This window comes from Oceanimonas doudoroffii (genome assembly GCF_002242685.1).
Classification (GTDB): Bacteria; Pseudomonadota; Gammaproteobacteria; order Enterobacterales; family Aeromonadaceae; genus Oceanimonas; species Oceanimonas doudoroffii.
Map to the genome: position 1 here is coordinate 50,631 of NZ_NBIM01000010.1, position 20,931 is coordinate 71,561.

A 20,931-nucleotide genomic window follows, 5' to 3' on the forward strand; every position below is an offset into this window, starting at 1 on the left:
GGCACTGCTCTGGCGATTCACGCGACAGCCCGGTTATAATGCAGGCCACGCATCGCCGTCAGCCATTTGTATAACAGATGCAATGCAGCCACGGTGGTACACTCTTTTCACAATTCCGTTACTGACTATCTACAAGGAAACGTCATGAGCCTGAACCTGGTACCGGCCGGTAAGAGCCTGCCCGAAGATATCTATGTGGTTATCGAAATTCCTCAGAACGCCGATCCCATCAAGTATGAAGTGGACAAGGACACCGGCGCCGTGTTCGTGGATCGTTTCATGTCCACTCCCATGTTCTACCCCTGCAACTACGGCTACGTGAACCAGACCCTGTCCCTGGACGGCGACCCGGTAGACGTGCTGGTGCCCACTCCGCACCCGCTGGTACCCGGTGCCGTGATCCGCTGCCGTCCGGTGGGTGTGCTGAAGATGACCGACGAGTCCGGTGAAGACGCCAAGGTGATCGCCGTTCCCCACAGCAAGCTGACCAAGGAATACGATCACATTCAGGACATCAACGACGTGCCCGAGCTGCTCAAGGCCCAGATCAAGCACTTCTTTGAGCGCTATAAAGAGCTGGAAGCGGGCAAGTGGGTGAAGGTAGAAGGCTGGGAAGACAAGGCCGCCGCCGAAGCCGAAATCCTGGCTTCCGCCGAGCGCTACAACAAGGCGTGATAGTTCATTCCTTGTAAACACAAAAAAAGAGCACTTCGGTGCTCTTTTTTTGTTGGTGTGGCGGTCAGCCGGTCCGGGATAACCCCTTGATGACAAAGCCCCTAATGGGCCTTATGCTGTATGCAGTTTGACCGGTTGCCCTATATCATGACGGCGAGGATCCCGAGGCTTGAGACATAGCCGATGAACAGAAGCAACCAAGTCATCCTGGACTTGTCTTTTTGCATTCGGTGCTCCTTTCGAAATTGCAGTCGAATGTTAACATGATGAAAACAAAATTAACAAGCTGAATCGACGTTCATGAACGCCAAACCACCCAGTCAGGATTCAAAGATCAAAAACAGCAAACACCTGCTGCGTGAACTCGCCGAGCAGCGTGGCCTGGCCGGACAGCTGCACGGAGATCCTGCCAATAGCCTGGGGGATCGTTACCAAGTTCGCCGGCAGCTGGACGAGGCCGCACGCCAGAAAAACCTGGAAACCATCATCGGTCAGGCCCATGAGCTGTGCGGCACCGAGGTGGCTGGCGAGCCGGATCCGGACTGGCTGAGCCATTTTCTGGATCTGGCCGAAAACATCCGTCACCCTGCCATGCAGCAGTTCTGGGCGCGTATTCTGGCCCGGGAAATCGGCCGGCCCGGACGCTGCTCGGTGCAGTCGCTGACCTGCCTGCGGCGCATGACTCAGAAGGATGCCCTGCTGCTGCAACGGGCCGGCGCCCTGGGTTGCCATTTCGGCGACGACAACCTTCGGCTGATCACCGGCTTCCGGCAAAAGGGGCTGTGGCAGGGGCTACGTCAGCAAAAGCTCAATCCGGGCAAGTATCGCCTGCCCTACGCCGGGCTGATGCAGTTGTTTGAGCTGGGCTTGTTGCACCAGACCGAACTGGAGTCGGGGGAGTTGGTAGCCAGCACTCCGCTGACCCTGGTGCTGGCGGGTAGACGGCTGCAACTGAGCCCTCGGCGCCGGGGGGTGCGGCTGCTGTATCACCGCTTTACCGCCACCGGCAATGAGCTCGCCGGGTTGATGACGGAAGTGACGCCCAAGGAGTACGTCACGGATCTGATGGAGCTGCTGGCCCCGCTGGGCCAGCTGGAACAGGCGGGCGGAGAGGCTTAACCGGCGCGTTCAAGGGAAACGTCTGGAACTCCGGTGTTGAACCAGGCCAGGCTGTCCGCCAGTGAGGCCACCGAACCGATCACCATCAGCGCCGGGCTTTCAACCCGAGTGGCGAGTTCGCTCAGTCCACTCAGCTCGCCCCGCACCACCTTCTGTTGCCGCGTGGTTCCCCGTTCGATCAGCGCCACCGGGGTGCCGGCGTCCAGGCCGTGGGCCAGCAGTTGCTGCTGAATATGCCCCGAGCGCATCAGTCCCATGTAGATAACCAGGGTCTGGCGGCCGCAGGCCAGGCTGGCCCAGTCCGGCTCTTCACCGTTCTTCTTGCAGTGGCCGGTAATGAATACCGCGCTCTGGGCATGATCCCGATGAGTAAGAGGAATGCCCGCATAGGCGGTGGCGCCGGCGGCGGCGGTAATGCCCGGCACCACCTGGTAACGAATACCCGCGGCCACCAGGGTCTCCAGCTCTTCCGCGCCCCGGCCAAACATAAAGGGATCGCCGCCCTTGAGCCGCACTACCCGCTTGCCTGCCAGCGCATGATCCACCAACAACTGGTTTATTTGATCCTGCGGCACGCTGTGGTTGCCCGCCTTCTTGCCCACGGGGATCCGCTCCGCCTCGGGACGGATCAGCGCCATGATCTCGTCGGACACCAGTTGATCGTAAAGCACCACATCGGCCTTTTGCAGCTCGTTCAGAGCCTTGATCGTCAGCAGATCCGGATCCCCCGGCCCCGCCCCCACCAGGATCACCTCACCGCTTGAGGGCTGTTGCACTTCCTGCTGCAGCCACTTCTCGGCGGCGGCCAGGTTGCCGTGCTTGAGAAAGGCATTGAGGGTGCTGTCGTCCTGAGTGCGGGCCCAGAACCGGCGGCGCTCGTCGCTGTTGCCCAGGGTGTTTTTCACCCGCTGGCGAAGGCGGCCGGCCACCTCCGCCAACGCGCCCCAGTGGGACGGCAGCAGGGCGTCGAGCCGGGCCCGCAACAAGCGAGCCAGCCAGGGCGCCTTGCCGCCGGTGCTGAGTGCCACCTGCAGCGGAAAGCGTTCCACCACGGACGGAAAGATCACCGCCGAGCGCTTGCTGTCGTCGGCCTTGTTCACCAGCAGGCCGCGCTGGTTGGCAAGCTGGTAGACCCGGGCGTTGACTTCCGCACTGTCGGTGGCGGTAACCACCAGAAAGCGGCCGTCGAGATGAACCTCATCAAAGGAAGCCTGAAGCCACTCGAACTCGGACAGCTGTTGTTCCAGTTCGAGGCAGAGCTTCGGAGCCACCACGGTCAGCCTGGCGCCCCGGGACAGCAGCAAGCGGGCCTTGCGGGCGGCCACGGCACCGCCGCCCACCACCAGGCAGGGACGTTGTTCAATGCTGATAAAAAGAGGCAGGTGTTCCATGGCCGGCTCCGCGAATAACGATAGACAGCCTAACTATAAACCCCGGGTCATATAGCCACATAATAATAAAAAATGATTTTTTATGCCTTTAACGCATTAGTGGTGTCTTCAGAGCTGTACAGAGGTCGAACAAAGGCACTACTTCACGACACGCTTCGGTGAAGGCCACTCACTAAAAATACCTGCTGCGAACATACTCAATGTTCGGTCAGGCATTTTTACTTCGTCACGGCGAGCAAGCTCGCCCCATGAACGCTCGGCAAATGTATCTGACCGCCAGGGATGGCGGGAATGCCGAAAATGCAGGAGCAACTTTTCGGCCATGGCATTTGATCGGTCGTGAAGCAGACACCTTTGCTCTCCCTCTTCGGCATCGACTTCGCCTATAACAACTCTTTGAACGCTTGCGCGAATATCAGGATTGGAAGGAACCTTTCTATTTACAGAAAAGATATACATTCCCACGAGAAGTGTGGAAACGAGAGGCAACTCGGCAGTTAACAAGGAGGGCAAAGGGTGTCTGCTTCGCCGGCCCTTCGCGCCAGGGATGGCGAGACGGAGCTTACATGGAGGTATTTACAGCGTGCCGGAGAAGCAGTGCGCTTTGTCCGACGACCTTGCCTGGACTGACAAACAGCGCAAAGCAAAAGGGCCGGCAAATGCCGGCCCTTTTTTAAATTAGATACCACTACCGTCGGACTCGGGCACTTCGTGCAGGCCGCATTCGCGCTTGAGGCCGTTGAAGCGGGTATCCGCTTCGCTCATGCCCGGCTCCCACCTGGTGGTGGTATGCACATCGCCCACCGACACATAACCTTGTTCCCACAGCGGGTGATAAGGCAGGTCATGGTCCTTCAGGTAGTAGTGCACGTCCTTGTTGCTCCAGTCGATGATCGGCAGGAACTTGAACAGGCCGTTCTGCACGCCCAGCACCTGCAGCCCCTCACGGGTATCGGACTGGCTACGGCGCAGACCGGAGAACCAGGTAGTGGCGTTCAGCTCGCGCAGTGCCCGCTGCATCGGCTCCACCTTGTTAAGGTGGTTGTAGCGGCTGATGCCTTCCACGCCCTGCTCCCACAACTTGCCGTGGCGGGCTTCCTGCCAGGCGGCAGATTCCGCCGCCCGGTATACCTTCAGGTTGAGCTTGAGACGCTCGGTAAGCTCGTCGATAAAACGGTAGGTCTCGGGAAACAGATAGCCGGTATCGGTGAGGATCACTGGAATCTCGGCCTTGGCCTGAGTCACCAGGTGCAGCATCACCGCCGCCTGAATGCCGAAACTGGAGGAGAGCACAGGCTCTCCCGGCAGATTGTCCAGGGCCCAGCGCACCCGCTCGGGGGCGCTCATGGCGGCCAGCTCTTTGTTGAGTGGCGCCAGGGCCTCGACCTGCTCCTGTCGGGACAGGCCGGTCAGCTCGTCAAGAGCGGGCAACACACTAGACTGCATAGAAATCCCTCGCTGAATCGACCACCGGCGCTATGATGCCGGCGCGGATGACGAAGTCGCCAAAGCCTTCGCCCGGCTCGCGCTCGGCGGCCCAACGGCCCACCAGGCCGTCGATCTCTTCCAGGATCTGGCGATCGGTAATGTTTTCCTTGTACATACGCGGAATGCGGGTGCCTTCCCGATTGCCGCCCAGGTGCAGGTTGTAGCGCCCGGGTGCCTTGCCCACCAGGCCGATCTCCGCCAGCATGGCGCGGCCACAACCGTTGGGGCAACCGGTGACCCGAAAGATGATGCTGTCATCGTTCACGCCGTGCTTGGCCAGCACGCCTTCAATCTCGGTGACGAACTCGGGCAGGAAGCGCTCGGCTTCCGCCATCGCCAACGGACAGGTGGGCAGCGCCACACAGGCCATGGAGTTCTGGCGTTGCTCGGACACGCTGTCGTCCAGCAGGCCATACTGACGGGCCAGGGCCTCGATGGTGGCCTTCTGCTCGGTGGGCACACCGGCGATGATCAGGTTCTGGTTGGCGGTCAGGCGGAAGTCACCCTGGTGCACCTTGGCGATCTCGACCATGCCGGTTTTCAGCGGCTTGCCCGGGAAGTCCAGAATGCGGCCGTTCTCGATGAACAGGGCCAGGTGGTGCTTGCCATCGACGCCTTCCACCCACCCCAGGCGATCGCCGCGGCCGGTGAATTCGTAGGGACGGCTGGCTTCAAACTGAATGCCGGCCCGCTTTTCCACTTCGGCCTTGAACGCATCCACTCCCACCCGCTCCAGGGTGTACTTGGTCTTGGCGTTCTTGCGCTCGGAGCGGTTGCCCCAGTCGCGCTGGGTAGTGACCACGGCGGCGGCCACTTCCAGGGTGTGGGACAACGGAATGAAACCGAAGTCGCTGGCCTTGCGCGGATAGGTGTTGGTGTCGCCGTGGGTCATGGCCAGGCCACCGCCCACCAGTACGTTAAAGCCCACCAGCTTGCCGTTGTCGGCAATGGCCACAAAGTTCAGATCGTTGGCGTGCACGTCCACGTCGTTTTGCGGCGGGATCACGACCGTGGTCTTGAACTTGCGCGGCAGGTAGGTGGAGCCCAGAATCGGCTCTTCGTCGGTGGTTTCCAGGCGCTCGCCGTCCAGCCAGATCTCGGCATAGGCGCGAGTCTTGGGCAGCAGGTGCTCGGAGATCTTCTTGGCCCACTCGTAGGCTTCCTGGTGCAGCTCGGATTCGATCGGGTTGCTGGTACACAGTACGTTACGGTTCACGTCGCCGGCGGTGGCGATGGAGTCGATACCGGTCTTGTTCAGGGTCTGGTGCATCAGCTTGATGTCACGCTTGAGCACGCCGTGAAACTGGAAGGTCTGACGGGTGGTCAGGCGAATGCTGCCGTACATGGTGTGGTCGGCGGCAAACTTGTCGATCACCAGCCACTGCTCGGGAGTGATGATGCCGCCGGGCAGACGGGCGCGCAGCATCACGTTGTGCAGGGGCTCCAGCTTTTGGGCGGTCCGCTCGTTGCGAATGTCCCGATCGTCCTGCTGATACATGCCGTGAAAACGGATCAGCTGGAAGTTGTCGCCGTTAAAACCACCGGTCAGCGGATCCTGCAGATCCTGCTCTATGGTGCCGCGCAGGAAATTGCTCTCGCGCTTGAGGCGTTCGTTGTCGGACAGTTTTTGCTCGCTCATCTTAATAGACATCCCTTTGGTAACGCTTGGCGCTGCGCAGCGCATCCACATATTCTTCGGCCTGCTCGCGGCTCTTGCCGCCGTGCTGGGCCACCAGCTCGATCAGGGCTTCGTGCACGTCTTTGGCCATGCGGTTGGCGTCACCGCACACGTAGAAGTGGGCGCCCTGCTCCAGCCAGGCGTACACCTCGGCGCCTTCTTCCTTCAACTTGTGCTGCACGTACACCTTGTCGGCCTGATCCCGGCTGAACGCCAGGGAAATGCGGTCCAGCAGGCCGGATTTGACGTAACGCTGCCACTCGATCTGGTACAGAAAGTCCTGGGTGAAGTGGGGGTTGCCAAAGAACAGCCAGTTCTTGCCCTCGGCGTCGCGGGCGTCCCGCTCCTGCATAAAGGCGCGGAAGGGCGCGATGCCGGTGCCCGGTCCCACCATGATCACCGGGGTGTTGTCGTCGGCGGGCAGGCGGAAGTTGTCGTTGTGCTCCACGAACACCCGCACTCGGCCACCTTCTTCCAGGCGATCGGCCAGATAGGAAGAGGCACCGCCGGCACGGTCTTCACCGTCGTGATCGAAACGCACCACGCCCACGGTCAGGTGCACTTCCTCATCCACTTCCGCCTGGGAAGAGGCGATGGAGTACAGTCGCGGCGTCAGCCGGCGCAAAGCGCCCTGCAGCTGCTCGGCGGTAAGCGCCACCGGTTGCGCGGACACGATGTCCCGAATCTGATGGTTGGCGCAGTACTCGCGCAGGGCGGTCTTGTCGTCCAGCAGCGCCTTGAGAGCATCGCTGCCGGACAGCTCGGCGTAGGCCTGCACAAAGCTGGCGTAACCCTGGGTCAGCTCATAGTGGTTGATCAACGCCTCGCGCAGGGACAGGCTCTTGTCGTCCACCTTAACCTCGGTGTCGCCGGACAGTTCCACCAGCCGCAGCAGGGCGTCCACCTGGGCTTCGTCATTGGTGAACCACACGCCCAGCGCGTCGCCGGGCTGATAGGTCAGGCCGGATTCTTCCAGGGAAATTTCGATATGACGCACATCCCGGTCGGAATCCCGGCCGGTGATTTTCTGGTTGGTGGACAGCTCGGCGGCATAGGGATTCTTCTTGCTGTACAGGCTTGCCACCCCTTGAGTGGCAGGCGCGCCCGGAATCACCTGATTGGCGGCCTCGGCAGACAGTGCATCTTTCAGCAGCTCAAAGGCCGAGTTACCCCAGTCGGTGGCCGGGCCTTCATAGTCCACGTCGCAGTCGAGGCGAGCCAACAGCGGCTTGGCGCCGGCCTTGCTCAGGTATTCGTCAAAATCCTTGCCGGTCTGGCAGAAGAATTCATAGGAGGAATCCCCCAGGCCAATCACGCCGTAGCTCAGTCCATCCAGCTTGCCAGCCTTGCCGGCCTTGAGCTGCTTGTGAAATTCAATGGCGTCATCGGGTGCCTCACCCTCACCATTGGTACTGGCCACGATCAGTACATGGGTTTCCTTCTTGAGCTGCTTGATCTTGTAGTCGGCTACATTGAACAGCTCGGCGGCCACGCCGCTGGCATCGGCCTGGGCCTTGAGGGCCGAAGCCACACCCTTGGCGTTGCCGGTTTGTGAGGCGTAAAGAATGGTCAGCTTGCCTGCCGGTTGCGCGGCGGCGGCGGGCTGGGCCGCAATGGCCTGGCCGTGCTGGCTGATGCCATAGAGATAGCCGCTTACCCAGGCCAGCTGGGTGGCGTTGAGCTCGGCCGCCACCTGAGTGAGCTTGTGCACCTGTTGTTCATTGAGCGGGCTGGCGGCCGCCGCGAGTTCCTTTAAAAGCATGACATTGCCTTCCCCTTTTTCGAATTGGACATAGCTTAAGTCAGGGCAAGGAAAAACAATAAAGAATAAAGGGTGATTTTTTATTCGTTAAAAGAATATGACTTGGGAGTAAGGAGTAAGGAGTAAGGAGTATGTATGTTCTCCTCACTCCTTACCCTTTACGCCTGACATCATGAAAAAAGGGCTTCCTTGCGGAAGCCCTTGTCTTATCAGCGAGTTGGTTACTGCTTATTCGTCGGCGTTACCGGCGTTCAGCAGGTCGGCGAGGCTCTGCTCGGCTTCGTCGGCGGAGATTTTCACCGGCTGTTCCGGCTGACGACGGGCCTGACGGCCCTGATGGTAGGCAAAACCGGTACCGGCCGGTACCAGGCGACCCACGATCACGTTCTCCTTCAGACCACGCAGGTCGTCGACCTTGCCGGCCACGGCCGCTTCGGTCAGCACTCGAGTGGTCTCCTGGAAGGAGGCCGCCGAGATGAAGGACTCGGTGCTCAGTGAGGCCTTGGTAATACCCATCAGCACGTGGCGGTAGCCGATGGTACGCTTGCCGTCGGCTTCCAGGGCACGGTTGGCCTGGCGAATGCGCACCACTTCGGCCTGTTCGCCTTCGATAAAGTCGGAATCACCGGCGTCCATGATCTCGGCACGACGCAGCATCTGACGCACCACGGTTTCGATGTGCTTGTCGTTGATCTTAACACCCTGCAGGCGGTAAACCTCCTGCACCTCGTTGACGATGTAGTTCGCCACCGGGCTGATGCCGCGCAGACGCAGAATGTCGTGGGGAGACTCGGCGCCGTCGGCCAGCACTTCGCCCTTCTCGACCTTCTCACCTTCGAACACGTTGAGGTGACGCCACTTCGGAATCATCTCTTCGTAGGCATCGCCCCCTTCCAGCGGCGTGATCACCAGGCGGCGCTTGCCCTTGGTTTCCTTGCCAAAGGAGATGGTGCCGGAGATCTCGGCCAGAATTGCCGGCTCTTTCGGTTGACGGGCTTCGAACAGGTCGGCAACCCGCGGCAGACCACCGGTGATGTCCTTGGTACCGCCGGATTCCTGGGGAATACGGGCCACGGCATCACCCACGTTAACCTGAGCACCGTCTTCCAGGCTCACGATGGCGCGGCCGGGCAGGAAGTACAGGGCTGACAGATCGGTGTCCGGAATGAACACGTCCTTGCCGGCGTCGTCTACCAGCTTGACGGTGGGGCGCAGTTCCTTACCGGAGCTGGGACGCTCGTTCACGTCCATCACCACGATGCTGGACAGACCGGTCAGCTCGTCGGTCTGACGGCTGATGGTGACGCCATCGATCATGTCGATGAACTTCACGCGGCCCGCCACCTCGGTAATGATCGGGTGAGTATGCGGATCCCAGTTGGCTACTACCTGACCGGCCTGCACCAAACCACCGTCCTGTTGCTCCAGCACGGCACCGTAGGGCAGTTTGTGGTTTTCCCGGGTCTGGCCCATCTCGTCGATGATGGTCAGCTCGGAAGAACGGGACACGATAACGGTCTTGCCGTCCATGTTGGTAACGGTCTGGGCATTCTGCAGCTTGACGGTACCGCTGTGCTTGACCTGAATGCTGCTCTCTGCCGCCGCCCGCGATGCCGCACCACCGATGTGGAAGGTACGCATGGTCAGCTGGGTGCCCGGCTCACCGATGGACTGGGCGGCGATAACACCGACTGCCTCGCCCTGGTTAACCAGGTGGCCACGGGCCAGATCACGACCGTAACAGTGGGCACAGACGCCGTGGTCGTTGTCACAGGTGATAACGGAACGCACCTTGACGCGGTCGACGGAGCTGGCTTCCAGCAGATCACACAGCTGCTCGTCGAGCAGGGTGTTGCGGGCCACCAGCACTTCGTCTTCGGTACCCGGCTTGATCACATCCTCGGCCACAACCCGGCCCAGTACGCGCTCGCGCAGGGGTTCTACCACGTCACCGCCTTCGATCAGCGGCATCATCCACAGACCTTCGTGAGTACCACAGTCGTCGGTGGTAATCACCAGATCCTGGGCCACGTCCACCAGACGACGAGTCAGGTAACCGGAGTTCGCGGTCTTCAGTGCGGTATCGGCCAGACCCTTACGGGCACCGTGGGTCGAGATGAAGTACTGCAGTACGTTCAGACCTTCACGGAAGTTCGCAATGATCGGCGTTTCGATGATGGAGCCGTCCGGCTTGGCCATCAGGCCCCGCATACCCGCCAGCTGACGGATCTGGGCGGCACTACCCCGGGCGCCGGAGTCGGCCATCATGTAGATGCTGTTAAAGGAGTCCTGCAGCTCTTCTTCGCCGTCGCGGTTGAGCACGGTGTCCTTTGACAGGTTTTCCATCATCGCCTTGGACACCCGCTCGTTGGCGCTGGCCCAGATATCGATAACCTTGTTGTAGCGCTCACCGGCGGTAACCAGACCGGACTGGAACTGGTCCTGAATCTCGGTCACTTCGGCTTCGGCCTCGTCGATGATGTCCTTCTTGGCATCCGGAATCACCATGTCGTTGATGCCCACGGACACACCGGACAGGGTGGCGTAATGGAAACCGGTATACATCAGCTGATCGGCGAAGATAACGGAGTGCTTCAGGCCCAGCAGGCGATAGCAGCCGTTCAGCAGCTTGGAGATCTGCTTCTTGCCCATGGCCTGGTCGATCATTTCAAAGGGCATGCCCTTGGGTACGATCAGGCTCAGGATGGCGCGGCCGATGGTGGTGTCACGCACGGCGGTACGCTTCACCAGGGTACCGTCTTCCTGCTTCTCAAAGTCGGTGATGCGCACCTTGACCCGAGCGTGCAGCTCGGCATGACCGGCGCGGTATACCTTTTCGGCTTCCTTCGGGCTGGTCAGCAGCATGCCCTCGCCCTTGGCGTTGATGCGATCACGGGTCATGTAGTACAGACCCAGTACCACGTCCTGGGACGGGACGATGATCGGCTCGCCGTTGGCGGGAGACAGAATGTTGTTGGTGGACATCATCAGCGCGCGGGCTTCGAGCTGGGCTTCCAGGGTCAGCGGTACGTGTACCGCCATCTGGTCACCGTCGAAGTCGGCGTTATAGGCCGCACACACCAGGGGGTGCAGCTGAATGGCCTTGCCTTCGATCAGCACCGGCTCGAACGCCTGAATACCCAGACGGTGCAGGGTGGGCGCACGGTTCAGCAGCACCGGGTGCTCGCGAATCACCTCGTCCAGGATATCCCAGACTACGGCTTCTTCGCGCTCAACCATCTTCTTGGCCGCCTTGATGGTGGTGGCCAGGCCGCGGGTTTCCAGCTTGCCGTAGATGAAGGGCTTGAACAGCTCCAGGGCCATCTTCTTGGGCAGACCGCACTGATGCAGGCGCAGGGTCGGACCCACGGTGATAACGGAACGACCGGAGTAGTCGACCCGCTTACCCAGCAGGTTCTGACGGAAACGGCCCTGCTTACCCTTGATCATGTCGGCCAGGGACTTCAGCGGGCGCTTGTTGGAGCCGGTGATGGCACGGCCACGACGGCCGTTGTCCAGCAGGGCGTCAACGGATTCCTGCAGCATGCGCTTTTCGTTGCGCACGATGATGTCGGGCGCAGCCAGGTCCAGCAGGCGCTTCAGACGGTTGTTCCGGTTGATCACCCGGCGATACAGATCGTTCAGATCCGAGGTCGCGAAGCGGCCACCATCCAGCGGCACCAGCGGACGCAGATCCGGCGGCAGTACCGGCAGTACCGTCATGACCATCCACTCGGGCTTGTTGCCGGAGAAGTGGAAGGCTTCCATCAGCTTCAGACGCTTGGTGATCTTCTTGCGCTTGGTTTCGGAGTTGGTGGAATCCAGCTCCTCACGCATGACGTTGATTTCACCTTCGAGATCGATGTCTTTCAGCAGGGCCAGCACGGCCTCGGCGCCCATCTTGGCGTCGAATTCGTCACCCCACTCTTCCAGCGAGTCCAGGTACTGCTCTTCAGACAGCATCTGGCCGCGCTCCAGGCTGGTCATGCCCGGCTCGATAACCACGTAGGATTCAAAGTACAGCACCCGCTCGATATCGCGCAGGGTCATGTCCAGCAGCAGGCCAATACGGCTCGGCAGGGACTTCAGGAACCAGATGTGGGCAACCGGGCTGGCCAGCTCGATGTGACCCATGCGCTCACGGCGCACCTTGGTCTGGGTAACTTCAACGCCGCACTTTTCACAGATCACGCCGCGGTGCTTGAGGCGCTTGTACTTGCCGCACAAACACTCATAGTCCTTGACCGGTCCGAAGATCCGGGCACAGAAAAGGCCGTCACGCTCCGGCTTGAAGGTACGGTAGTTAATGGTCTCAGGCTTTTTGACTTCGCCATAGGACCAAGAGCGGATCATGTCGGGCGAGGCCAGACCGATTTTGATACCGTCAAACTCTTCAGTCTTACTCTGCGCTTTCAAAAACTTAAGCAAGTCTTTCACGTTAGTCTCCTGTGAGGAGTTCTACCTGGGCGCCCCTACTCCCTAGAGAGCGGGGGCGCCGTTATTTCCGAGGCAGTCTGGTGCCTTAACTTTCTTCCAGCTCGATGTTGATACCCAGGGAGCGGATTTCCTTCAGCAGTACGTTGAAGGACTCGGGCATGCCCGGCTCCATGCGGTGATCGCCGTCCACGATGTTCTTGTACATCTTGGTCCGGCCGTTTACATCGTCCGACTTGACGGTCAGCATTTCCTGCAGGGTGTAGGCGGCGCCGTACGCTTCCAGCGCCCACACTTCCATCTCCCCGAAACGCTGACCACCGAACTGGGCCTTACCGCCCAGCGGCTGCTGGGTGACCAGACTGTAGGAGCCGGTAGAACGGGCATGCATCTTGTCGTCCACCAGGTGGTTCAGCTTCAGCATGTACATGTAGCCCACGGTGACCGGACGCTCAAAGGCGTTACCGGTACGGCCGTCGAACAGGGTGATCTGGCCGGATTCGGGCAGATCGGCCAGCTTCAGCAGACGCTTGATCTCGTACTCGCGGGCACCATCAAACGCCGGCGTGGCAATGGGCATGCCCTTGCGCAGGTTGTTGGCCAGCACGCGAACTTCGTCGTCGGAGAAGGTGGACAGATCCACTTTCTGCCGTACGCCGTCACCCAGATTGTAGACTTCCTGAATGAACTCGCGCAGACGGGCCAGCTCCTGCTGCTCCTTGATCATGCGGTCGATCTTTTCACCGATGCCCTTGGCCGCCAGGCCCAGGTGGGTTTCCAGAATCTGACCGATGTTCATCCGCGAGGGTACACCCAGCGGGTTGAGCACGATGTCGACCGGACGGCCGTGTTCGTCGTGAGGCATGTCTTCAATCGGCACAATGGTGGATACCACACCCTTGTTACCGTGACGACCCGCCATCTTGTCACCGGGCTGAATGCGACGCTTCACCGCCAGATACACTTTGACGATCTTGAGCACGCCCGGGGCCAGGTCATCGCCCTGAGTGATCTTGCGACGCTTGTTTTCGAACTTCTTGTCGAAGTCGGCCTTCAGTTCGGCGTACTGCTCGGCGATTTGCTCCAGTTCAACCTGCTTGCCTTCGTCGTCGAGGGCCTGCTCCAGCAGTTTTTCCCGGGCCAGCTTGGACACCTTATCGGCGCTCATGCCGGCGGCGATCAGCACGGAACGGGCACGAGCGAAGATGCCGTCTTCAAGAATGCTGAACTCTTCGGTCAGGTCTTTCTTGGCCTGCTTGAGCTGCATGTGCTCGATGTCCTGGGCACGCTTGTCCTTCTCGACGCCGTCACGGGTAAACACCTGAACGTCGATAACGGTACCGTACACGGAGTTGGGCACGCGCAGGGAAGAGTCCTTCACGTCGGACGCCTTCTCACCAAAGATGGCACGCAGCAGCTTCTCTTCCGGGGTCAGCTGGGTTTCGCCCTTCGGCGTCACCTTGCCCACCAGAATGTCGCCGGGCTTCACTTCGGCACCCACGTAAACGATGCCGGACTCGTCCAGCTTGCTCAGGGCGGCCTCACCCACGTTGGGAATGTCGGCGGTGATCTCTTCCGGACCCAGCTTGGTGTCACGGGAGATACAGGACAGTTCCTGAATGTGAATGGTGGTCAGGCGATCTTCCATCACCACCCGCTCGCTGAGCAGGATGGAGTCTTCGAAGTTGTAGCCGTTCCAGGGCATGAAGGCCACGCGCAGGTTCTGACCCAGGGCCAGTTCACCCAGATCGGTGGACGGGCCGTCGGCCAGTACGTCACCGCTGATCACGCGCTCACCGGGCATCACGCAAGGACGCTGGTTGATGCAGGTGTTCTGGTTGGAACGGGTGTACTTGGTCAGGTTGTAGATGTCGATACCGGCTTCGCCGGGCAGCATCTCTTCTTCGTTCACCTTGACCACGATGCGTGACGCGTCGACATAGTCGACCACACCGCCCCGCTTGGCCACGGCGGTTACGCCGGAGTCAACGGCCACGGCCCGCTCGATACCGGTACCCACCAGCGGCTTGTCCGCCTTCAGGGTCGGCACGGCCTGACGCTGCATGTTCGAGCCCATCAGTGCCCGGTTGGCGTCATCGTGTTCCAGGAACGGGATCAGTGAGGCAGCCACGGAAACGATCTGCTGCGGGCTCACGTCCATGTACTGCACCTGGTCGGCGTTCATGTAGGTGGCTTCGCCCTTGTGACGGGACGGTACCAGCTCGTCGAGCAGGCGACCTTCTTCGTCGATGGCGGCGTTGGCCTGGGCGATGACGAAGTGACCTTCCTCGATGGCGGACAGGTAATCCACCTCGTCGGTGATCTGACCGTCAACCACACGGCGATACGGCGTCTCGAGGAAACCGTATTCGTTGGTGCGGGAGTAGCAGGCCAGCGAGTTGATCAGACCGATGTTCGGACCTTCAGGCGTCTCGATGGGGCACAGGCGACCGTAGTGGGTCGGGTGTACGTCTCGTACCTCAAAGCCGGCACGTTCACGGGTCAGGCCGCCCGGGCCTAGGGCCGAAATACGGCGCTTGTGGGTCACTTCGGACAGCGGGTTGTTCTGGTCCATGAACTGGGACAGCTGGCTGGAACCAAAGAACTCCTTCACTGCGGCGCTGATCGGCTTGGCATTGATCAGGTCCTGAGGCATCAGGGTATCCAGATCGCCCAGAGACAGACGCTCCTTCACCGCGCGCTCAACGCGAACCAGACCAACACGGAACTGGTTTTCGGCCATTTCGCCCACGGAGCGAATACGACGGTTGCCCAGGTGGTCGATATCGTCCACCTCGTCCACACCGTTGCGGATGGCGATCAGCTGCTTCATCACGTCGACGATGTCGGACTTGGTCAGGGTACCCGGACCATTCAGCTCTTCGCGCAACAGGCGGCGGTTGAACTTCATACGACCGACGGTAGACAGGTCGTAGCGATCGTCGGTGAAGAACAGGTTCTCAAACAGGGTCTCGGCCGCTTCGCGGGTGGGCGGCTCGCCCGGACGCATCATGCGATAGATTTCCACCAGCGCCTCGAGGCGGGTAGTGGCAGAATCGATGCGCAGGGTCTCGGACATGTAGGCGCCGTGATCCAGTTCGTTGGTGAACAGGGTCTCGAACTGCTTGATGCCGGCCACAGACAGGTTGGCCAGGTTTTCCAGGCTCAGCTCGCTGTTGGCGGCGACCATCACTTCGCCGGTGTCGGCGTTGATGTAGTCCTTGGCGGCCACCTTGCCGACGGCGTATTCCACCGGCACTTCCAGCTGCTCGACGCCGGCCTTTTCCAGCTGGCGAATATGGCGGGCAGTGATGCGGCGACCGGTTTCAACCAGCACTTCACCGTCGACCAGAATGTCGAAGGAGGCGGTATCACCACGCAGGCGCTCGGGCTTGAGCTCCATCATCAGCTTGCCGTCGGCCACTTCGAAACGGGTGGTTTCAAAGAAGGTGGACAGAATGTCTTCGGTGGTGAAGTCAAGCGCGCGCAGAATAATGGACGCCGGCAGTTTGCGGCGACGGTCGATCCGGACAAACAGGTTGTCTTTGGGATCGAATTCAAAATCGAGCCAGGAACCACGGTAAGGGATCACGCGGGCGTTATACAGGACCTTACCGGAGGAGTGGGTCTTGCCGCGATCGTGATCGAAAAACACACCCGGGCTGCGGTGCAGCTGGGAGACGATTACCCGCTCGGTACCGTTGATCACAAAGGTACCGTTCTCAGTCATGAGCGGGATTTCGCCCATGTAGACTTCTTGCTCCTTGATGTCCTTGACAGTGCCGGCGGCGGCTTCTCTGTCGTACAGGACCATACGCAACTTGACGCGCAACGGCGCCGAGTAGGTCACGCCACGGATCTGACATTCCTGCACGTCAAATACGGGCTCACCCAGACGATAGCTGACATACTGCAGCTCGGCAGTGCCAGAATAGCTAGTGATAGGGAAAACGCTGCGGAAAGCCGCTTCCAGACCGTACTCGCCTTGAGGATCTGCTTCAATAAACTGTTTGAAGGAGTCAAGCTGGATTGACAGCAGGTAAGGCGTGTCCAAGACCTGGTCACGCTTACCGAAGTCCTTACGAATGCGTTTTTTCTCTGTATAAGAGTAAACCATAGGGTTCCTCAGCTCGCTGATAAGTGACCCACTCTGCCCAAATGGGACAGCTCTGATAACATCGTTTCTTGTTGGCCGAATGTCTCGACAACACTCGGTGGCTGGAACAACGAGAGGCTAAAACGACGTGAAAATTCCCCTCATCCCACAGCGCAAAAGGGCCGGTGAATAAAGATTCACCAGCCCTAGCCTGATTGCTCAGGCCGCTAAGCTATAGTCTAGCTTATTTGAGCTCAACAGAAGCACCGGCTTCTTCGAGTTCTTTCTTCAGTGCTTCGGCTTCGCCTTTGCTCAGCTGCTCTTTAACAGCGGCAGGAGCGGACTCAACCAGACCTTTGGCTTCTTTCAGGCCCAGGCCGGTGGCGCCGCGAACGGCCTTGATAACGGCAACCTTGTTGGCACCGGCACCGGTCAGGATTACGTCGAACTCGGTCTGCTCTTCGGCAGCAGCGGCACCGGCGTCACCGGCTACGGCTACGGCAGCAGCGGCAGAAACGCCGAACTTCTCTTCCATGGCTTCAATCAGTTCAACAACCTGCATTACAGACATTTCTGCAACGGCTTCGATGATTTGGTCTTTAGTGATAGACATGACTCAAATTCCTAATGTTCTGAAGTATACGGTAATCAAGCAGCCAAACGCGCCTTAGGCGGCTTCGGCTTCTTTCTTGTCGCGCAGGGCAGCAAAGGTACGAACCAGCTTGCCAGCGGAGGCTTCTTTCATGGTCGCCATCAGCTTCGCAATTGCTTCGTCGTAAGTCGGCAGCTTGGCGAGGCGGTCAATGTCGGCCGCAGGGATAAATTCGCCCTCGAAAGCCAGACCTTTCACCTCAAACGCGCTTTGCTCTTTGGCAAAGTCCTTGAACAGACGAGCGGCAGCGCCCGGGTGCTCATTGGAGAACGCGATCAGGGTCGGACCAACGAATACCTCTTTCAGGCACTCGTAGCTGGTCTCTTCCACTGCCAGGCGAGCCAGAGTGTTACGGACTACCTTGAGGTAGATACCGTTTTCACGGGCTTGCTTGCGCAGGGTGGTCATGGCAGCCACAGTCACGCCGCGAGAATCGGCAACGACTGCAGACAGGGCGCCCTTGGCAGCTTCGTTGACTTCAGCAACAATTGCTTTTTTGTCGTCGAGTCTTAATGCCATTGGCTAAACTCCTGGATTCCACCTGGGAAATTCCCAGATTAAACACACGCCTCTATACAGAGGCACCAAGGTGGCGAATTCCAGAAGAAAGAAAATGCTTTCTAACTGGGTCCCGGCACCATCTACGCTGGAACATTAAGCCTTGCGGCTCCAGCGGTCTTGGACGGGAGTCGAAGCCCCCAACCAAATAACAAGGCGCAAAATTCTACGAGAATTGCCGCGCCTTGTAAATGCTTAATTAAGCAACATCCAGACCGGATTGATCAACAGCCAGACCGGCGCCCATGGTGGTGGACAGGCTGACTTTCTTGATGTACTGGCCTTTGGAAGAAGCGGGCTTGGCACGCTTCAGGGCGCCCAGCAGGGCTTCCAGGTTGCCTTTCAGCTTGTCGGCATCGAAGTCGGCCTTGCCGATGGTGGTGTGGATGATACCGTTCTTGTCGTTACGGTAGCGCACCTGACCAGCCTTGGCATTCTGCACGGCTTCGGCAACGTTCGGGGTCACGGTGCCAACCTTGGGGTTCGGCATCAGACCGCGCGGGCCCAGAATCTGGCCCAGCATACCCACAACGCGCATGGCGTCGGGAGAAGCGATAACCACGTCAAAGTTCAGTTCACCGGCTTTAACCTGCTCGGCCAGGTCTTCCATGCCTACCAGGTCGGCACCGGCAGCCTTGGCGGCTTCGGCGTTGGCGCCCTGAGTGAACACGGCAACGCGTACGTCACGACCGGTGCCGTGGGGCAGCACGGTGGCGCCACGTACGTTCTGGTCGGATTTACGAGCGTCGATGCCCAGGTTAACGGCTACGTCGATGCTTTCAACGAACTTGGCGGTGGCCAGTTCTTTCAGCAGGGCGATGGCTTCGTTGATTTCGTACTCGCGAGTGGCATCTACACGCTCACGGATGGTACGCATACGCTTGGTCAGTTTAGCCATGGTCTCAGCCCTCCACTACCAGGCCCATGGAACGGGCAGAACCTTCGAGGCAACGCACGCGGGCGTCAACGTCAGCACCGGTCATGTCCGGAGTCTTGACGGCGGCGATTTCTTCCAGCTGAGCACGGGTCACGGTACCAACCTTGGTCTTGTTCGGTACACCGGAACCGGACTTGATGCCGGCAGCTTTCTTCAGCAGGAAGGCTGCGGGCGGAGTCTTGGTTTCAAAGGTAAAGGAGCGATCGCTGTATACGGTGATAACAACCGGGATCGGAGAGCCCTTTTCCAGGCTGTCTGTACGGGCGTTGAACGCCTTACAGAATTCCATGATGTTAACACCGTGCTGACCCAGGGCAGGACCTACGGGCGGGCTCGGGTTAGCTGCACCAGCTGCAACCTGCAGCTTGATGTACGCTTGTACTTTTTTAGCCATTGATAATTACCTCAAAAATGGGTGTTAGCGCCTCGGAGCAGTACTCCTCTAACGGCTCCCCAACAATAAAAGGGCGGCAAATTGTAGTGCAATTTGCCGCCCTGCTCAAGCCTTGCGCTCGAAATATGATCAGGTTTTCTCGACCTGACCAAACTCCAGATCTACCGGGGTGGAACGACCGAAGATCAGCACGGACACCTTGAGTCGGCTCTTTTCGTAGTCCACTTCTTCCACCACGCCGTTAAAGTCGGCGAAGGGACCATCGGACACCCGCACCACTTCGCCCGGTTCGAACAGGGTTTTGGGTTTCGGCTTGTCCACCGCGTCCTGCAGGCGGTTGAGGATGGCATCGGCTTCCTTGTCGGAAATCGGCGCCGGGCGTTCGGGGGTGCCACCGATAAAGCCCATGACGCGGGGAATGCTGCGCACCAGGTGCCAGGTGCCATCATTCATCTGCATTTGCACCAGCACGTAGCCGGGAAAGAATTTGCGCTCGCTCTTGCGCTTCTGACCGGCACGCATTTCCACCACTTCCTCGGTGGGTACCAGCACTTCGCCGAATTGATCTTCCATGCCGTGCATTTTGATATGTTCACGCAGCGACTTGGCTACGCGGCCTTCATATCCGGAAAACGCCTGGACCACATACCAACGCATTCTTTGTTCTGACATGGTGAATCCTTATACTCCGGTTACCAGGTTGACCAGCCACACCAGCAGGCCATCCAGCAAAAACAAAAACAGGCCAACCAGGGCGGTCACGGCCAGTACGATAAGCGTGGTCTGAATGCTTTCCTGACGGGTCGGCCAGACCACCTTGCGCATTTCCAGGCGAGATTCCCGGGCAAAGGCAAAGCTGCTTTTTCCCTTTTTGGTCTGATATGCCAGCAGACCAGCAATTCCTGCTGCCACTACCACGCCGGCAGCGCGAATGAAGACCGCCAGGTCACTGTAAAGATAATTGGCGACCACGGCTGCGATCAGAATAATGAAAACCAGACCCCACAGCAGGGTATCCTTGGCCCCGCCCTGGTTCTCGGTATTTGCACTCATAAGCTACCTGTCTAAATATTCCGAGTCCGTTACAGACGCAAAAACCCCGCCGACGGCGAGGTAAGTGGCAGGGGCGGAGGGACTCGAACCCCCAACCGTCGGTTTTGGAGACCGCCGTTCTACCAATTGGAACTACGCCCCTAATACAACAAAGCCCCTATTATAGGGGCTTTGTGAAGCGATTGTAAGCGCTATTACTCGATGATTTTGGCTACAACGCCGGCACCAACGGTACGGCCACCTTCACGGATGGCGAAGCGCAGACCTTCTTCCATCGCGATGGGAGCGATCAGGTTCACGTCCATCTTGATGTTGTCGCCAGGCATGACCATTTCAACGCCTTCCGGCAGTTCGATGGTACCGGTCACGTCAGTAGTACGGAAGTAGAACTGCGGACGGTAGCCCTTGAAGAACGGAGTGTGACGGCCACCTTCGTCCTTGGACAGAACGTACACTTCGGACTCGAAACGAGTGTGCGGAGTGATGGTGCCCGGCTTGGCCAGAACCTGACCACGCTCAACATCTTCACGCTTGGTACCACGCAGCAGAACACCAACGTTCTCACCGGCACGGCCTTCGTCCAGCAGCTTGCGGAACATTTCAACGCCGGTACAGGTGGTCTTGGTGGTGTCTTTGATACCAACGATTTCCACTTCTTCACCAACGCGAACGATACCACGCTCTACACGACCGG

Annotated in this window: 15 protein-coding genes and 1 tRNA gene; 2 read left to right on the top strand and 14 right to left on the bottom strand. The window is 59.4% G+C overall.

Going from position 1 to position 20,931, the window contains the following annotated elements; genetic code table 11:
- The first annotated feature begins 144 nt into the window (after window positions 1–144).
- Window positions 145–675, top strand: coding sequence for an inorganic diphosphatase (gene ppa, locus B6S08_RS17290; protein ID WP_094202061.1), 531 nt, complete (start codon window positions 145–147; stop codon window positions 673–675).
- Between the two features lie 300 nt (window positions 676–975).
- Window positions 976–1,794, top strand: coding sequence for a TIGR03899 family protein (locus B6S08_RS17295; RefSeq protein WP_094202062.1), 819 nt, complete (start codon window positions 976–978; stop codon window positions 1,792–1,794).
- Here B6S08_RS17295 and cysG read toward each other — a convergent pair.
- From cysG to B6S08_RS17365, 14 genes are all read right to left on the bottom strand, one after another.
- Window positions 1,791–3,185 carry a siroheme synthase CysG gene (gene cysG, locus B6S08_RS17300; RefSeq protein WP_094202063.1) on the bottom strand — a complete coding sequence of 465 codons (1,395 nt, stop codon included), beginning with the start codon at window positions 3,183–3,185 and terminating at the stop codon, window positions 1,791–1,793. The two genes, B6S08_RS17295 and cysG, sit on opposite strands and share 4 nt — an antisense overlap.
- Before the next feature lie 678 nt (window positions 3,186–3,863).
- A complete protein-coding gene (locus tag B6S08_RS17305) occupies window positions 3,864–4,631 on the bottom strand; it encodes a phosphoadenylyl-sulfate reductase (protein ID WP_094202064.1) in 768 nt (255 codons plus the stop codon).
- A complete protein-coding gene (gene cysI, locus B6S08_RS17310) occupies window positions 4,621–6,324 on the bottom strand; it encodes an assimilatory sulfite reductase (NADPH) hemoprotein subunit (protein WP_211284263.1) in 1,704 nt (567 codons plus the stop codon). The genes B6S08_RS17305 and cysI overlap by 11 nt, the downstream gene beginning before the upstream one ends.
- Window positions 6,314–8,113, bottom strand: coding sequence for an assimilatory sulfite reductase (NADPH) flavoprotein subunit (locus tag B6S08_RS17315; protein WP_094202066.1), 1,800 nt, complete (start codon window positions 8,111–8,113; stop codon window positions 6,314–6,316). Before B6S08_RS17315 ends, cysI begins: the two co-directional genes overlap by 11 nt.
- Window positions 8,114–8,341: 228 nt before the next feature.
- Entirely contained in the window at window positions 8,342–12,550 is a 4,209-nt protein-coding gene (gene rpoC / locus B6S08_RS17320; RefSeq protein WP_094202067.1) for a DNA-directed RNA polymerase subunit beta', read from the bottom strand.
- Between the two features lie 85 nt (window positions 12,551–12,635).
- Window positions 12,636–16,664: a DNA-directed RNA polymerase subunit beta gene (gene rpoB / locus B6S08_RS17325; RefSeq protein ID WP_094202068.1), complete on the bottom strand. Its 4,029-nt coding sequence runs from the start codon at window positions 16,662–16,664 to the stop codon at window positions 12,636–12,638.
- Window positions 16,665–16,887: 223 nt separating this feature from the next.
- Window positions 16,888–17,256, bottom strand: a complete 369-nt coding sequence (gene rplL / locus B6S08_RS17330; protein WP_094202069.1) for a 50S ribosomal protein L7/L12 — start codon at window positions 17,254–17,256, stop codon at window positions 16,888–16,890.
- A gap of 54 nt (window positions 17,257–17,310) precedes the next feature.
- Window positions 17,311–17,814, bottom strand: a complete 504-nt coding sequence (gene rplJ, locus B6S08_RS17335) for a 50S ribosomal protein L10 (RefSeq protein ID WP_094202070.1) — start codon at window positions 17,812–17,814, stop codon at window positions 17,311–17,313.
- 238 nt (window positions 17,815–18,052) lie between these two features.
- Window positions 18,053–18,751: a 50S ribosomal protein L1 gene (rplA, locus tag B6S08_RS17340; protein WP_094202071.1), complete on the bottom strand. Its 699-nt coding sequence runs from the start codon at window positions 18,749–18,751 to the stop codon at window positions 18,053–18,055.
- 4 nt (window positions 18,752–18,755) lie between these two features.
- Complete coding sequence (gene rplK, locus B6S08_RS17345) at window positions 18,756–19,184, bottom strand: 50S ribosomal protein L11 (protein WP_094202072.1); 429 nt, start codon at window positions 19,182–19,184, stop codon at window positions 18,756–18,758.
- A gap of 129 nt (window positions 19,185–19,313) precedes the next feature.
- Window positions 19,314–19,856: a transcription termination/antitermination protein NusG gene (gene nusG, locus B6S08_RS17350; RefSeq protein WP_094202073.1), complete on the bottom strand. Its 543-nt coding sequence runs from the start codon at window positions 19,854–19,856 to the stop codon at window positions 19,314–19,316.
- A 9-nt stretch (window positions 19,857–19,865) separates the two neighbouring features.
- Window positions 19,866–20,237, bottom strand: coding sequence for a preprotein translocase subunit SecE (gene secE / locus B6S08_RS17355; protein ID WP_094202074.1), 372 nt, complete (start codon window positions 20,235–20,237; stop codon window positions 19,866–19,868).
- Window positions 20,238–20,302: 65 nt separating this feature from the next.
- A tRNA-Trp gene (locus B6S08_RS17360) sits at window positions 20,303–20,379 on the bottom strand.
- A gap of 52 nt (window positions 20,380–20,431) precedes the next feature.
- Window positions 20,432–20,931: EF-Tu C-terminal domain-related protein (locus tag B6S08_RS17365; RefSeq protein WP_245849893.1), on the bottom strand; the 500-nt coding region annotated here is incomplete at its 5' end.

What these genes read in the sequence shown, in the direction of transcription:
- ppa (WP_094202061.1), top strand. Translation starts at nt 145, where the DNA reads ATGAGCCTGAACCTGGTACCGGCCGGTAAGAGCCTGCCCGAAGATATC.
- B6S08_RS17295 (WP_094202062.1), top strand. Translation starts at nt 976, where the DNA reads ATGAACGCCAAACCACCCAGTCAGGATTCAAAGATCAAAAACAGCAAA.
- cysG (WP_094202063.1), bottom strand. Translation starts at nt 3,185, where the DNA reads ATGGAACACCTGCCTCTTTTTATCAGCATTGAACAACGTCCCTGCCTG.
- B6S08_RS17305 (WP_094202064.1), bottom strand. Translation starts at nt 4,631, where the DNA reads ATGCAGTCTAGTGTGTTGCCCGCTCTTGACGAGCTGACCGGCCTGTCC.
- cysI (WP_211284263.1), bottom strand. Translation starts at nt 6,324, where the DNA reads ATGTCTATTAAGATGAGCGAGCAAAAACTGTCCGACAACGAACGCCTC.
- B6S08_RS17315 (WP_094202066.1), bottom strand. Translation starts at nt 8,113, where the DNA reads ATGCTTTTAAAGGAACTCGCGGCGGCCGCCAGCCCGCTCAATGAACAA.
- rpoB (WP_094202068.1), bottom strand. Translation starts at nt 16,664, where the DNA reads ATGGTTTACTCTTATACAGAGAAAAAACGCATTCGTAAGGACTTCGGT.
- rplL (WP_094202069.1), bottom strand. Translation starts at nt 17,256, where the DNA reads ATGTCTATCACTAAAGACCAAATCATCGAAGCCGTTGCAGAAATGTCT.
- rplJ (WP_094202070.1), bottom strand. Translation starts at nt 17,814, where the DNA reads ATGGCATTAAGACTCGACGACAAAAAAGCAATTGTTGCTGAAGTCAAC.
- rplA (WP_094202071.1), bottom strand. Translation starts at nt 18,751, where the DNA reads ATGGCTAAACTGACCAAGCGTATGCGTACCATCCGTGAGCGTGTAGAT.
- rplK (WP_094202072.1), bottom strand. Translation starts at nt 19,184, where the DNA reads ATGGCTAAAAAAGTACAAGCGTACATCAAGCTGCAGGTTGCAGCTGGT.
- nusG (WP_094202073.1), bottom strand. Translation starts at nt 19,856, where the DNA reads ATGTCAGAACAAAGAATGCGTTGGTATGTGGTCCAGGCGTTTTCCGGA.
- secE (WP_094202074.1), bottom strand. Translation starts at nt 20,237, where the DNA reads ATGAGTGCAAATACCGAGAACCAGGGCGGGGCCAAGGATACCCTGCTG.